Annotated in this window: 15 protein-coding genes; 12 read left to right on the top strand and 3 right to left on the bottom strand. The window is 49.8% G+C overall.

What is annotated here, in order from left to right:
• The 5 genes from METMK1DRAFT_RS14745 to METMK1DRAFT_RS14725 are packed head-to-tail and all read left to right on the top strand — an operon-like array spanning nucleotide 1 to nucleotide 4,482.
• Nucleotides 1-798 carry a shikimate dehydrogenase family protein gene (locus METMK1DRAFT_RS14745; protein WP_009075652.1) on the top strand — a complete coding sequence of 266 codons (798 nt, stop codon included), beginning with the start codon at nucleotides 1-3 and terminating at the stop codon, nucleotides 796-798.
• Nucleotides 776-1,945, top strand: coding sequence for a chorismate synthase (gene aroC / locus METMK1DRAFT_RS14740; RefSeq protein WP_009075650.1), 1,170 nt, complete (start codon nucleotides 776-778; stop codon nucleotides 1,943-1,945). Before METMK1DRAFT_RS14745 ends, aroC begins: the two co-directional genes overlap by 23 nt.
• Entirely contained in the window at nucleotides 1,918-2,694 is a 777-nt protein-coding gene (locus tag METMK1DRAFT_RS14735) for a shikimate kinase (RefSeq protein ID WP_048088046.1), read from the top strand. The genes aroC and METMK1DRAFT_RS14735 overlap by 28 nt, the downstream gene beginning before the upstream one ends.
• Nucleotides 2,684-3,862 carry a 3-phosphoshikimate 1-carboxyvinyltransferase gene (locus tag METMK1DRAFT_RS14730; protein ID WP_009075646.1) on the top strand — a complete coding sequence of 393 codons (1,179 nt, stop codon included), beginning with the start codon at nucleotides 2,684-2,686 and terminating at the stop codon, nucleotides 3,860-3,862. Before METMK1DRAFT_RS14735 ends, METMK1DRAFT_RS14730 begins: the two co-directional genes overlap by 11 nt.
• A complete protein-coding gene (locus METMK1DRAFT_RS14725) occupies nucleotides 3,859-4,482 on the top strand; it encodes a type I 3-dehydroquinate dehydratase (RefSeq protein ID WP_009075644.1) in 624 nt (207 codons plus the stop codon). Before METMK1DRAFT_RS14730 ends, METMK1DRAFT_RS14725 begins: the two co-directional genes overlap by 4 nt.
• Here METMK1DRAFT_RS14725 and METMK1DRAFT_RS14720 read toward each other — a convergent pair.
• Nucleotides 4,469-4,765, bottom strand: a complete 297-nt coding sequence (locus tag METMK1DRAFT_RS14720) for a Rieske (2Fe-2S) protein (protein WP_172634149.1) — start codon at nucleotides 4,763-4,765, stop codon at nucleotides 4,469-4,471. The two genes, METMK1DRAFT_RS14725 and METMK1DRAFT_RS14720, sit on opposite strands and share 14 nt — an antisense overlap.
• Nucleotides 4,766-4,921: 156 nt before the next feature.
• Here METMK1DRAFT_RS14720 and METMK1DRAFT_RS14715 point away from each other — a divergent pair, with 156 nt between their 5' ends.
• The 4 genes from METMK1DRAFT_RS14715 to METMK1DRAFT_RS14700 are packed head-to-tail and all read left to right on the top strand — an operon-like array spanning nucleotide 4,922 to nucleotide 7,866.
• Nucleotides 4,922-5,212, top strand: coding sequence for a hypothetical protein (locus METMK1DRAFT_RS14715; protein ID WP_048088154.1), 291 nt, complete (start codon nucleotides 4,922-4,924; stop codon nucleotides 5,210-5,212).
• Entirely contained in the window at nucleotides 5,203-6,834 is a 1,632-nt protein-coding gene (locus METMK1DRAFT_RS14710; protein ID WP_009075638.1) for a helicase C-terminal domain-containing protein, read from the top strand. Before METMK1DRAFT_RS14715 ends, METMK1DRAFT_RS14710 begins: the two co-directional genes overlap by 10 nt.
• 5 nt (nucleotides 6,835-6,839) lie before the next feature.
• A complete protein-coding gene (locus METMK1DRAFT_RS14705) occupies nucleotides 6,840-7,622 on the top strand; it encodes a thioredoxin family protein (RefSeq protein WP_009075636.1) in 783 nt (260 codons plus the stop codon).
• Between the two features lie 10 nt (nucleotides 7,623-7,632).
• Complete coding sequence (locus METMK1DRAFT_RS14700) at nucleotides 7,633-7,866, top strand: sulfurtransferase TusA family protein (protein ID WP_172634163.1); 234 nt, start codon at nucleotides 7,633-7,635, stop codon at nucleotides 7,864-7,866.
• Nucleotides 7,867-8,009: 143 nt separating this feature from the next.
• On the opposite strand, the gene METMK1DRAFT_RS14695 is transcribed toward METMK1DRAFT_RS14700, so the two are convergent.
• Complete coding sequence (locus tag METMK1DRAFT_RS14695) at nucleotides 8,010-9,890, bottom strand: hypothetical protein (protein ID WP_009075632.1); 1,881 nt, start codon at nucleotides 9,888-9,890, stop codon at nucleotides 8,010-8,012.
• A gap of 198 nt (nucleotides 9,891-10,088) precedes the next feature.
• Here METMK1DRAFT_RS14695 and METMK1DRAFT_RS14690 point away from each other — a divergent pair, with 198 nt between their 5' ends.
• From METMK1DRAFT_RS14690 to METMK1DRAFT_RS14680, 3 genes are read left to right on the top strand one after another with little or no spacing between them, the layout of a single operon-like run.
• Nucleotides 10,089-10,721, top strand: a complete 633-nt coding sequence (locus METMK1DRAFT_RS14690) for a superoxide dismutase (RefSeq protein WP_009075630.1) — start codon at nucleotides 10,089-10,091, stop codon at nucleotides 10,719-10,721.
• Between the two features lie 38 nt (nucleotides 10,722-10,759).
• On the top strand, nucleotides 10,760-11,833 hold the full coding sequence (locus METMK1DRAFT_RS14685; protein WP_009075629.1) for a sugar phosphate nucleotidyltransferase: 1,074 nt from the start codon (nucleotides 10,760-10,762) through the stop codon (nucleotides 11,831-11,833).
• Nucleotides 11,830-12,516, top strand: a complete 687-nt coding sequence (locus tag METMK1DRAFT_RS14680) for a Rossmann-like domain-containing protein (protein WP_009075625.1) — start codon at nucleotides 11,830-11,832, stop codon at nucleotides 12,514-12,516. Before METMK1DRAFT_RS14685 ends, METMK1DRAFT_RS14680 begins: the two co-directional genes overlap by 4 nt.
• On the opposite strand, the gene METMK1DRAFT_RS14675 is transcribed toward METMK1DRAFT_RS14680, so the two are convergent.
• On the bottom strand, nucleotides 12,513-13,640 hold the full coding sequence (locus tag METMK1DRAFT_RS14675; protein WP_009075622.1) for a hypothetical protein: 1,128 nt from the start codon (nucleotides 13,638-13,640) through the stop codon (nucleotides 12,513-12,515). The genes METMK1DRAFT_RS14680 and METMK1DRAFT_RS14675 overlap by 4 nt on opposite strands.
• Nucleotides 13,641-13,652 lie beyond the last annotated feature (12 nt).

The raw sequence follows: 13,652 nt of genomic DNA, 5'->3' as shown, positions 1-13,652 counted from the left end.
GTGGATTGCATAGAGGTCGGGTCTCACACCAAACTGTTCGGAGTGGTGGGCGAGGGTATAAGCTACACTCTCTCACCAGTGATCCACAACTTTTCCTTTCAAAGATTGGGAGTGAACGGAGTTTATTTGACCTTTGATATTCCAAGAGGCAAGTTCACGTTAATTTTCCCTTCACTTCCGGAGATCGCCGAGGGACTCAACGTCACGGTTCCCTATAAGGAGGACGTAATTCCCTTCCTGAGCGACCTCTCGAAGGACGCCAAGAAGGTGGGGGCTGTGAACACGATATATCGGGGAACCGGTTACAACACAGATTACCTGGCCCTGAGATCCTTAGTGGAGGAGAGGATCGAGGGGGGAGGTAGGGCAGTCCTGTTCGGAGCTGGGGGAGCCGCTAAGGCAGCAGCCTTCGCCCTCGCGGAGTTGGGATTTAAAGTGGCTGTGATCAATAGGACAAGGAAGAGGTCAGAGGAATTGGTGAGAAAACTTAGGGAGGCTGGGTACGACTCTGAGGTATCGGAGAGTTGCGACGAAAGTCATAGGGTGGTTGTGAACTCCACCCCAGATCCCACCTTCGTCCCAGAGAGGTGTATCAGAGGTGAATTGGCGGTGGAGTTCGTGTATAAACCCGTGGAGACGCCCGTAGTGAAGTTGGCCTTGAGCAGAGGTATGAAAGTTGTTAACGGACTACAGATCCTGGTGAGACAGGCCATGGAGTCTGAGAGGATCTGGTTCGGGAAGTCCTTAAACGACGAGGAAGTGGTGAGTCACCTCTATGCCAGGCAACTCGTTCGGTAAAGCCTTGGTCATTACTACGTTCGGAGAGAGTCACGGTCCTGCCGTAGGGGTAGTAGTGGATGGAGTGCCCGCTGGATTGAGGCTGAGTAAGGAGGACATAGAGTTCGAGCTCTCCTTCAGGAAACCAGGTAGGCTATACGTTTCTGGCAGGAGGGAGAGTGACTCCCCCGAGATAATTAGCGGCGTATTCGAGGGAAGGACTACTGGTGCACCTTTGACTGTCCTGGTACGGAACGTTGACGTTATATCCTCGCTCTATGAGGAGGTGAGGTTCAAACCCCGGCCCGGTCACGCTGATCTGCCCTACATAATGAGGTACGGTTATGAGAACTGGGACTATAGGGGAGGGGGAAGGTCCAGTGCCAGGGAAACTGTGGGGAGGGTGGCAGCATCTGTCATAGCCAAGAAGCTGCTAATGCTAACGGACACGTGGGTGGCTGGACATCTCAAGAGTTTGGGACCAGTTACCTCTGATACGTCAGACTTCAGGGCTATACTCTGCTCCAAGTATAGTCCTGTCAGGGCCTCCAGTCCCTCAGTGGAGTCCAAGTACCAGGAGTTGGTTAAACAGGCCATGGTTGAGGGAGACAGTTACGGAGGTATCGCGGAGGTAGTTGTGAAGAATCCCCCTCCTGGACTGGGGGAGCCAGCGTTCGATAAGATCAAGGCCGACCTCGCTAAGGCGCTCCTATCGATCCCAGCAGTCACGGGTTTCGAGTATGGCCTCGGCTTCCAAGCAGCCAGAATGAAGGGTAGTGAGGCTAACGACAGTATAGTTAGGAGGGGGGATAGATACGGGTGGAAGGAGAATAAGTCTGGAGGAATATTGGGTGGACTCACCACTGGGGAGGACATAATCGTCAGATGCGCCTTCAAACCCACCAGCTCCATAAGAAAACCCCAGGATACCGTCGACCTCAGGACTGGGGAACCTGCACAGATCTCCGTGCTTGGCAGACATGACCCTGCAGTGGCCATAAGGGGAGTGTCTGTGGCTGAAGCTATGGTCTCCCTTGTGGTGGCAGATCACGCCATCAGGTCCGGGGTGATCCCCCCCGTAAAGTTGGATCAGAGGGAATCGGAACTGATCGAGGAGAGATGGAGGAGGTACATGGAGGAATGCAAGCCTATGGGGGAGTCTCAGTAGTTAATGCTGTGGGGTCTTGGTTCGGCTCGTCCATGGCTGTGGACCTGAAGGTCGAGGTCACCGTGAGGGAAGGTAGACCCAACATCGAGGATCCCCTAATTAAAGAGATCCTCGAGTTCTTCCACAGGAGGTACGGGGTTCCAGACCTAGAGGTAGAGGTCAGGTCCGAAATACCCTCAGGTAGCGGACTGAAGAGCAGTAGTGCAGTGTCCACTGCGTTGATAGGGGAGATATCTAGGACGTACGGAGTACAAGTTGACGTTCCTAAGCTCTCAGCCATACTCTCCCTTAAGGCAGGGGTTTCCTATACCGGTGCCTTAGACGACGCAGTGGCCGCTTACTTCGGGGGTATCTCCTTCACTCATAATAAGGAGTTTAAGGTCATAAGGAGGGATAGGGCTCCAGAGGACGTTAAGGTGATATTGCTGGCTAGGGGAGGGAGAGGCGGGGTTGACCCCAATAGACTCAGGGGTTTCCCCCTCCTGTTCAGGAGTATATTTGAGCTGGCCATCCAGGGGAGGCTATGGGAGGCCATGAGGCTCAACGGTATCGCGGTGGCGGAAATATTAGGGTATTCCAAGGAACCGGTGGATGATGCCCTCAGGAGGGGAGCTCTAGCTTCAGGGATCTCAGGGAACGGACCCTCGTATTTCGCTGTAGTGAAGTGCGGTGAGGAGGGCCCGATCCTAGACTCCTGGACCAAGTTCGGTAAGATCACGGTAGTGAGGCCGATCAACCTTGAAGGTTGAGATAGACAGATCTGTGATATCTGGAAGGATTGAGGCTCCCGAGTCCAAGAGTCTAGCCATAAGGTACGTCCTCCTATCCCTCCTGACCCAGGTAGAATTAGAGGGATTAACTCCGTCAGACGACGTTAAGGCTGCAATGGAAGCTGTAAATCGGCTGAAGAGAGGGGAGAGGGAACTCTACCTAGGAGGGTCCGCGACGACACTCAGGATGATAATACCCATCGTGGCGGCCCTGGGGATTGAAGTTAAGCTGGACGGTGACGAGACCTTGAGGAGGAGGCCCTTGGAGTCGATAAGGAGGGCATTGAAGGAGGTATACATCTCCTCTGAGAGGCTCCCGCTCGTGGTGAAGGGTAAGTTAGGAGAGGAGACGGTTATAGAGGGTTGGGAGAGCAGTCAGTACGTATCTGGGCTGATATACGCCTACTGTCTAAAGGGTGAGGGAAGGATAAGGGTTATTCCCCCCGTGTCTTCCAGGGGTTATATTCACATGACGGCAGACGTTATCAGATCTGTGGGAGGAGAGGTCAAGATAGAAGGTACGGAAGTTTGGGTTAGGTGTGGTTCACTGAGGAACTTCAGAGGGAAGGTACCTGGCGATTACGCGTTAGCGTCGTTCTACGCCAATGCCGCCCTACTCACGGGAGGGAGGGTCGAGATCACCAACCTCTACCCAGTCCCAGATTACGTGGGTGATCATGTGATAGTGGACCAGCTATCCAGGATCGGAGGAAAAAGTTCTGTGGCGGAGGGAACGTGGATTGTGGAGGCTTCAGGAACTTACTTCCCCCTAGAGGTGGACATAAACGACGTACCTGACCTTGCCCCATCGTTAGCTGCAGTCATGGCAGTGAGCAATGGGAGGTCGAAGCTATTAAACGTTGAGAGGCTGAGAACCAAAGAGAGCGACAGGATATCTACCATCATCTCCACCCTGAGGAGTTTCGGCATAGATGCTGAGTATCACCCTGGAGAGATCTTGGTAAACGGAGGGGAACCCAGATGGGGAGAGGTCGTCTGTCCAAGGGATCATAGGATAGCCATGTTGGCTGGGGATCTTGCCCTTAGGGCAGGAGGAAGGGTTCTAGACGCAGAGTGTGTGAACAAAAGCAACCCGAAATATTGGGAGGACCTCATGAAATTGGGAGGCAAGGTGACTACGTCTTGAGGCCTCTAGTTGTGGCGTCTCTGCCTGTGTCCGGTAAGGATGACCTCAGGTTGGTGAGCGAGATAGAGGCAGACCTGGTGGAGTTAAGGCTCGACTACATGAAGACTTTGGACGTGACACCTATGGAGCTAGCTAACCTTAAGGAAAAGGTCATTGTGACCATAAGGGATCCTGAAGAGGGAGGGATACACGACGTGGACGGTTCAGCGAAGGCGGAGTTCCTGAGGGAATTAGCATCGTTGGGAGTACTATATGATGTAGAGGCAAGGTTCCTCCATAAGTTTCAGGTACCTTACGTTGGAAAGATAGTTTCAGCACATTACTTCACTAGGTTGCCCTCCAGGGAGGAAGTGGACAACATGTTCAGGAGATATCGTGAAGCCCTCTCCGTGAAGGTAGCTGTGTCCCCGATTCCAGGTTACAGGGAACTCCTAGCTTATTTGTCCCTCAAGGACAACGCCACCATAATGCCCATGGTCGATAACCCCTTGGAGAGAGTGGCCTTCACACTCCTGGGGTCAAAGATGGTCTATGGGTACGTTAAGGAACCAACGGCAAAGGGACAGCTCCACTACTCCACTCTCGTGAGGATCTTGGATTTCCTCTTCAACCTAAGATGAGCTTTCCCCCCTCCACCTTAACGGGATATACACGGATTGGCCTCTTTGAGGCGCCCTTAATCGGTCTCCCATCGACTACAGAGAAGTGACTGAAGTGGCACTGGCAGACCAACTCCTCCCTGATCAGGACTCCTACTTTGCTGAGGTCACAACCGAGGTGGGGACATTTGGAGTCAAACGCTAAATATCTGTCCCCACCCAGGTAGAAGAGTAATATCTCCTTGTCACCGATCAGAACCTTCTTCTTCTCCCCGACTCTCATCTCAGGCCTGTCCACGATCACGCTCTTTAATCCTGAAACAGGGATATAAAAGTGGAATAGCTGATCCGCTGTTATAATCTGGTTTATAATTCGTTTATACCAAGGCAACTTGCCTTAAACCCATTAGCAAAATATTTTATAATGTTAAAACCAAAGTGGGATACAAGGTGTAGAAAAGTGATAAGTTACAACGAAACCGTAAGGCTTAAGGTGGACTACAGGATCGTAGAGATAGCTCAGAGTTCTCCCAGCACAGAGATAAGGGCGATATTGGTCACTGACGTCCCTCCCTCAGAGGATGTAGTAAACGAGATCAGGGGAACCGTTAAGGTCGAGAACGTCTTTAACTTCATGATGACCATTAAGGTGAAGGGTAAGGCTGGCGACGTGATAAAGCTAGGTGAGAAACCCTTCATAAGGTATATAATGTTAGATGAGGTAGTTGCAAGGACTCAGGATTGGAGCTAAGGGAGTGGCAGTCAGCCCTTAAGGATAGGGTAATAGCGCACCTCAAGGAGGGCTTTTTGGTCGCCCTGCAGTCCCCCACTGGAAGTGGGAAGACAATTTTCTCCCTATTAGTCTCCCTAGCTGTAAGGGGCAAGGTAATTTATGCAGTTAGAACTCACAATGAGTTTTATCCTGTATACAGGGAGGCCAAGAGGCTAGGGAAGAGGTTCTCCTTTCTGGTGGGTAAGTCGAGGGCCTGTCTCTTCGCTGAGGAGGGGGTAGACGCAGAGGACATAAAGTGTAACCTCTGTGAATTGTCATCCCCAGGAAAGGTTAAGGATGAGGGTGATTCGCCGTTCAGAATACTGGAGGACCTTAAGAGAAGAGGTAAGGAGGAGGGATTCTGTCCATACTTCACTCTCCTAAGCTCACTGGAGGACACCGAGGTATTGGGAGTCACCTATCCTTACCTTTTTAGTCCTTGGCTTAGGGATGCGTTGGACTTGAATCTTCAGGAGTTCGCCATCGTCGTGGATGAGGCACACAACCTGGATTATCTAAATGACCTTGCAGAGCGGAGGCTCAGCGTTTCTACCATAGAGTTTGCCATGAAGCAGGTAAAGAGCGATCAGGCTCGTTCTATCCTCGTGAAGCTGAGGGAGGAGATTAAGGCGGTCATATCAAACGAGGAGAGGTACATCGAGGTTAAGGGCTACCCGCGGTTGTCTGAAGACGAGTTAAAGTTGCTCACTGAGGAGTACGAGGATCTAAGGAAAGAGATGGTGAAGTCTAAGTCCATAAGGAAGCTCTACGTGGGTAGCGTAATTAAGTTCTACTCATCCATGGATGACGAACACGTGTTCTCCTATAAGGGTGCACTGATAGTTAAGCCACTCACCTCTATCCCGTTCGTCTCAGTGCTCAACAGGGAGGACGTACCTGTCATCCTCATGTCTGGTACCATGTACCCGAGAGACTACTTGGAAAAGGTTCTCGGAATTAAGAGAAAGATGTTCTACCTCGACGTCGAGAGGGAATTGAGAACCAAAGTGACGGGAGGATATGATTGCTTCCTGGCCGTGGACGTAACGACATCCTACTCCACAAGATCGGCGGAGATGTGGAAGAGATACGCGAGTCATCTACTCAGGATATATCATTATGCCAGGGCTAACGTCCTCGCGGTCTTTCCCAGCTACACGATAATGGAGGAGGTGATGAAGCTCATAAAGGTGAGAAAGTTCGTTGAGGGCTCCAAGTCTGTACTAGATGAAGTTGTAAGCTCATCGCTCGAGGGTAAGGTAATAATAGCCGGAGTGGCCAGAGGGAAGCTGACTGAAGGGATTGAACTGACCTCCAGCGGGTCTAGTTTAATAAGCGATGTAGCCTTGTGTGGTATTCCGTATCCTTCTGTGGACGATTACTTGAGGTTAAGGAGTGAGTACATCTACAAACTGACAGGAGAGTCGCTGAGGGACGCACTAGTTGAGATACCAGCCATGGTGGCAGTGAGACAAGCCATCGGGAGGGCTGTAAGGAGCAAGGAGGACAGGGCAAACGTGTGGCTACTTGACAAGAGGTTTGACTCCGCATGGTGGAAAGTTAAAATTAATTGCTTGAATCCAAAGAAGGTTAGGTTGTGATAAGTTTGGACGTAGAGATATTCACTCACAGGAACTGCACCGAGTGCAATCTCCTCCTTGATTTCCTGGAGCAGAGGGGACTCCTGGGGAAAGTTAAGCTAATTGACACAGAGTTGTATCCCTTCCTGGCCTTTGAGAGGGGAGTAATATCAACTCCATCGATATTCGTGAACGGGAAGTTAATATATGCAGGGAAGGTTGACTTCCAAGAGTTAGAGACAATTCTTTCTGGAGGACAGGTAGTTAGGAAGGTCAATAGGGAGGAGTTGGTTGAGAAACTCATGGAGGGGATAGTGGACTCATTCGCAGCTACTGCGTGGCTCTACGTGAACAGGGACTTCGAGTCCTTCATGGCACAGAGGGACTTCGTTCTAGCTGTAACCGGTCTGGCTCTCTCCGAAAACCCAGAGGAGGAATATCAGTACCTGAGAAACGTCGTTATCAAGGAGGGTGAGAACTTACTACAGGAGTGGGAGCCACGAATTTTGAGGAACATATCCTCCAACTTCGTGAGGGAAATCTACTGGCTGTACGGCAATAAGGTCGGCAAGGAGAGACTCTTCTCGATTTATACGCCAGAGATTTTTGCCCACTGGTTGATGGTAAGGGGGGGTTCCGTGGGCAGGGTGGGATTGAGGATTCATCCTATCTCTGATACGAAGGTTATGCTGAGGATAACCAAGGCCTACTCATACACGGTAGAGAACTATGACCAGCTATGGGAGAGGGTGGAAAGGGAACAAAGGGCTATTAAGTCCAGGGATCTTGCCAGACATCTTGTACTTTAGAACGGGAGTGATGAACTTGTCCCAGACGTTCAATTTGGACCTGAGGGGAAAAGACTGCAACGAATACATAGTGGAGATCTCTAAGATACTGGTCACAATGAAACCTGGAGACGTCCTTAAGATAGTCGCCGACCAGGACAGGATACTATGCACACATCAGTTGCTCAAGAATGCCCCTCGTTACCTCTTTAAGGGGGACATTGTGGAAGACCATGCTGAGATCACCATACGACGCCTAAGGTGAGGCACTCGTTTGATTTTCCTCGGCCTATAAAGCGAAAGTTTCCCTTATTGAGGGATGACCACTTATACCTGGGAATAGTTTTCCATTTCCTGTGAACATAAAACCCTCACAAAAAAGGATACGACGTATTCTCACCCTGCAAGTTAGGTCCCTTTACATATCTTATCCTGTTCTGCTACCGTGGGCAGACCTCTGCTGCTCAACCAGCTTGTGACATATCTCACGTACTTTGGGTCTATCCCTAGATCATAGAGTGACACGCACTTCTCCTCCTCCAGTTTTACGGCAATAACATCCTTTAATCCGTCGAGGAGTTGGAACAATGAGAGGACCGAATCCACATCAGCTACCATCTCGTCTACATCGTTGATCACCCTTATGAGAGAGTACACCCTCTTCACCACCTCGCATGTTGGCAGATTACTGGAAGTCGTGAAGGACAGATCATCCATTACCTTGATGTACTCCCTCACCTCTGGAAGACCCATCTTAGCTAGCTCCTCCTTCTTGGTTTCAAGGGCCGAGAAGTACTCGTTAAGCAGAGACTTAACTTGGTTGCTCAAGTTCACTGTCTCCCTCAACTTATCCAAGGAGAAGGTTTCTATCATAGTCTTGTTCAACTTCCTCACCAGATCTACCCTCTTGTCCTCAAACCCCTTCATTCTCAACTCCCTCAATAGATCCGCCTCCATGGAGAGGCACTCCTCACTCGCTTTCCTTATGGACTCGTCAGAGAAGACCTTAGTGACGCTGTTCAGAGACTTGTAGTCAGTAAGGTAAAATCTGTTGTACTTCCCGCCGATGACCTTCTCGATACCATCCAATACGTTGTTTACCGTGTTGGCGGTCAGGTAAACACTCCTGTCAATGGTGTTTATTATCTTAACGATTGTGTTAACGTCTTGTTCCGTCAGCCTGATCCTAGGCGGAGTGGGTATCTCCTCCGCGTTAATTCCGTACTTCCTGAGGTTGGCTACCACGCTGTTGTAATCTATGACCACGTTGAATACTGCATCGTTTATCAGCTTGTCTACTTGATCCACGTTAGACCTGAACTTCTCCAAGGCCTTCACTAGGCACCTCTGGTCCTTACACGCTGTCACCTCGGCCAGGGAAGCCTTGAGGAGCGACTCAGCCTCAGAGACAGCGTTGATCAACTCCACTGGAAGGTCAGAGGCTCCACCCCTTATGTTGTTGACCAATATTAACTTACCTTCTACCTCCGATATTGCTTCGTTCTTCTCCTTCATTATACCAGACTTGGTCTCACTGACCGTTCTCAGCTCGGAAATCAAAAGGGGTACCCCGTTGATTAGCCCTCCTATCACAGCTGACCCAACTATTAGCAAGGATAACGGGCTCAACCCCGTTGTCAACCATGCCCCCAGATAAGCGGGAATTACACCTGTGAGGCTGGCGGGATTGTTCAAAGAGAACAGTACAGATGCCAGTATGAGGAGGACGACACCTAAGAGAAGCATCCAACCCCTAACCAGAGAGAGGATAGGAGAGTTCCCTCCTAGTATGGAGTTGGCGATGTATAGGAAAGGGACGTAGAGAGCTGGAAGAGACGAGTAGATGTTTGCCCTCACTCCTCTCCCTCTCTCGGATAACCCAGAGGTCAGTAGGATCGGACTGAAGAGTACACCTAGGACGGAGGCAGATGTCAGGAAACCTTGCATCGAGAGCATCCTTATCTGTGTAACAATAGGGACAATGAAGAGAAAGATGATCATAATCGTAGCGTCAACTACGTTGGTGAGGGGAAGATAGGAACCAGGAGAACCTGAGAGAATCTCGGCGAAGTTGTCAGTGACTACATATATTAAAATCAAGGCTGGGGCAGCTATGAAGGGTAGAAGAGCGGAGATCACTATGACTATCACTTCACCGAAGAGGAGAAACTGAGAGATGTGAAGTTGAGAGGACACAGTGTAATACAGCAGGGAATTTAAGATAGTTATACCTATCCTTTCAACTACATCGTTAAATGTAACGGTACTTAGGCCTAGGTACCTCCACATGTCTTTGTCTATCTATGACTAAAACAGGGCAATATAAATTAAGAATAGTTTTGGTGCTATGATACTCTGCACCAATTTTCTGGAGGGGTATTACCAAAGGTGCTGGTGACGACTTCAGTCCCTCGAGTTGCCGTAATTAGGAAGTACAAGGCTTCACTCAAAGAAAATAATAAAAATGACTACTAAGTAAGTTTCGTTATGAGTTCTCAAATATCCTTCAAGAAATTCGAACTACCACCTCTACCCTATAAGGTGGACTCGTTAGAACCATACATAAGCAAGGATATAATAGATGTTCATTACAACGGCCACCATAAGGGTTACGTTAACGGTGCCAATCAGTTCATGGAGAGGTTCAATAAGGTGATAAAGGGAGAGTTACAGGCAGGCCAATATGACGTTCAAGGGCTGATGAGAGGTCTGGTCTTCAACATAAACGGCCATAAGTTACACGCCCTATACTGGGACAACATGGCTCCAGCAGGGAAGGGAGGAGGGAAGCCAGGAGGAGCATTAGCCGATCTCATAGAGAAGCAATATGGAGGAGTTGAAAGGTTCAAGCAGGTCTTCACTGAGACCGCTAACTCTCTCCCCGGTACTGGATGGACTGTGTTGTACTACGACACAGAGAACGGAAACTTAGAAATCATGACCTTTGAGAACCACTTCATGAATCACATTGCCGAACTTCCGATACTTCTCATCTTGGACGAATTCGAGCACGCCTATTACCTTCAGTACAAGAACAAGAGGGCAGATTACGTCACCAATTGGTGGAACGTGGTTAACTGGGACTACGCAGAGAAGAAGCTTCAGAAGTATTTGAGGTAACCCATAATTTATTTTCCTTATCAACTCATTATCTCACCATGGTCTCTGCAATAGTGTTAGCTGGAGGATGGGCTACTAGGCTCAGACCTTTGAGCTTGACGAAACCGAAGCCGTTGTTTCCAGTGTTGGGTAGACCCATACTTGATTATATCCTTGACTCCCTGGACAGGGCTGGGATTTCTGAAGTGTACCTCTCCCTTAGAGTGATGTCGGATAAGGTCATGAAATACGTGGAGGAGAGCGGGAGGAAGATAAATTTCATAGTTGAGGAGGAACCCTTGGGAGATTTAGGTCCTTTGAAGTACATCAACGAGAGACACAAGCTTGACGACGTAGTCCTCGTTATATATGGCGACGTATACATGGAGGTGGATTTCAGGGAGATGCTCAGTTTCCATGAGGGTTCGGACTGTTTGGCGACCATCATGGCGACGGAAGTCAGCGATCCACAGAGGTACGGAGTCCTGTACACAGATGGGGATAAACTCATCCAAATAGTGGAGAAGCCCTCCAATCCACTCTCCAACCTGATCAACGCCGGTGTCTACATATTTGACAGGAAGGTATTGGACGGCATACAAGGGAAGTCCATAGCTAGGAACTTCCTCCCTAAGCTACTTCAACAGGGCTGTGTGAACGTGTTCAGGTACAGGGGTGTATGGGCCGATATCGGTATCCCGTCTGATTACCTCAAGCTCAACTTCGACCTCCTGAGACGGAAACATCCCAGGGGTTACGTATCGGAGAAGGCCAAAGTCAGCGAGAGGGCTGAGTTGACTCCCCCTTACTTCATTATGGAGGGCACCGTGGTAGAGGAAGCATATCTGGACTTCAACACGATTTTGGGAAGGAATTGCCAGGTGGGATCTGGGGCTTACATATCAGAGTCGCTCCTCATGGAAGGGGTTACGGTTGGACAACACTCGTTCCTGAAGAACGTCATAGTGGGAGATAAGGGAAGAATAGGGCGCTGGAATCACATAAGGGAGAGAACCATTCTTGGCGAGGAGGTTACTACCAGTGATGGAGTTCTCCTGAATAGGGGAACAATAATCTTACCTCATAAGGAAGTATCGGATTCAGTGTACAAGGAGGGTAGGATAATCCTATGATCTTGGATGAGATGCTGGAGGAACTCTCCTTTGAGCTCAAGAGGAGGAAGGTGATTAACCTCTGTGTAGGCCCTTCCTACACGACCGCCATCTTAGACGATCAATCCATGGGAATTTCCATCACCCTCACTGACGGTGAAGTAGAGGAGGCAGGAGAGTTACAAGGAAAGAGCGCTTACGAGGTCGCAAGGAATCTAGACACACCTATGAGGAGGAGCGTCTCCTTGGCTGTGATGAACGCACTCTCTCCCCCTCAACTCTCTCCTGGCGATCCGTTACAACACTTCCAAGGAGGGAAACTCTGTGTTTTCGGCTACTCTCCACAGGTGTCCTACGAAGGGTTCTCTGAGGTAGTAGCCTACGACTTCTCCCCACAACCAGTTCAGGGATCCAGACCTTTCTCATCCTTCAATGGTGAGATCTGCACCACTGCCACAATCTTCGGATCGTCTTTGGTCATAAACGCCATAGACAAGATAGTAAGTAACATCAAGGCTCAGCATCTCCTCCTGGTTGGAGTGGCGTCAGTTTATGCACCTGTTACCCTGAAGAGACTAGGATTCGAAGTTGTAGGAAAGATAGTCCCCACTGACAGGGCCAGAGCCTTCAGGACTGTATGTGAGGGAGGTAGTGCAAGGCAACTTAACAGGTACGTCAGTAAGGCTTACGTGAAGTTAGCCTAATCGCTGTATTCCTCGTACACAGCCTCGAGGGTGTCGTAGCATTTCCCTGAGTATTTGAAATTACAATCCAACGATTTATTCAGCATTACCCTGGAGTCCTCGAACCTACCTGGTTTGTTGACCAGTATTCCCTTCTCGAGCCTTAGGGTGGCCAAGGCTATTCTGGCCTTAACTGGAAGGCTCTGCGAGGAGCTCGCACACCTCAAGGCCTTCAGCGACTTCTCTCTCACCGTTTCGCTTTGAGTTACCTGCCAAAGCGCGGATAAGAAGATAGCCAGCTCCGAGTTAGCCAGTGGTTCAAGGAACTCAACCCTAGTTAACGGATCCCTAGGCACGGAGTCCCTGTATCCCCTTTCCGTCTCAAGGTGCGTCCTCACAAAGCTAAATATTCTCTTGGCTCTCTCCAAATCCTCATCTGTTCCCTCCCTGAGGTACCTGGAGAGGAAGGAGAAACCCACCAAAGCCTCATCCACGAGTAAGCCCCAGTTCTCTCCGCCCCTCCTCCTCAGAACCCTTCCGTCCTCTCCTAGGAAGGCCTCTGGCATCCCCCTTTCCCCTTTAATGACCTTCACTGCCTCGTATACCGCAAAGTCGTCGTTCAACGTCCCTCCCTCAAGGTAGAATGATGCTATATCGTCCAGTGGCTTCAGAACCTTGAGGACTTTCTCATACTCCTTATGAGTCGTTACGAATGTCCTCACCAACTCAATCGTCCTGAAATCAGCAGGATACCCATCGAGGATCTTGGAGATCACTTCGTAAGATGCGTCCTGTGGCGGATCCTGAGGTTCAGGCACGTACGGAGATATCTTGTAAGGCCTCACGTTCCCCCTTACGAAATTGTCCACCAATTCCCTCAAGCTGGATACGATGTAGGAGGTGTTCGCGGATTCGATTATACCTACTATCTCGAGGCTAGGCGTCATCACGGTGATTGCAGGAATTATCCCCCTGGTGAGCCTCACCAGATATTCAGGATGCTCTTCAGGGTTCACAGGAATCACTGTTAGCCTCTTGGATAAGGAATCAGGAATGTTTAGCGGAAATCCCTCATCTGAGAAGACCGCAACAATTAGCTTCCCGTAGAACCTTGCGTCCTCTATTACCCTCTCGGTTATCATCATGCGTACCGTAAC

This window comes from Metallosphaera yellowstonensis MK1, from assembly GCF_000243315.1.
Lineage (GTDB): Archaea > Thermoproteota > Thermoprotei_A > Sulfolobales > Sulfolobaceae > Metallosphaera > Metallosphaera yellowstonensis.
Note: the sequence above shows the minus strand (reverse complement) of the source record. Positions and strands in the feature narration are given on the sequence as shown.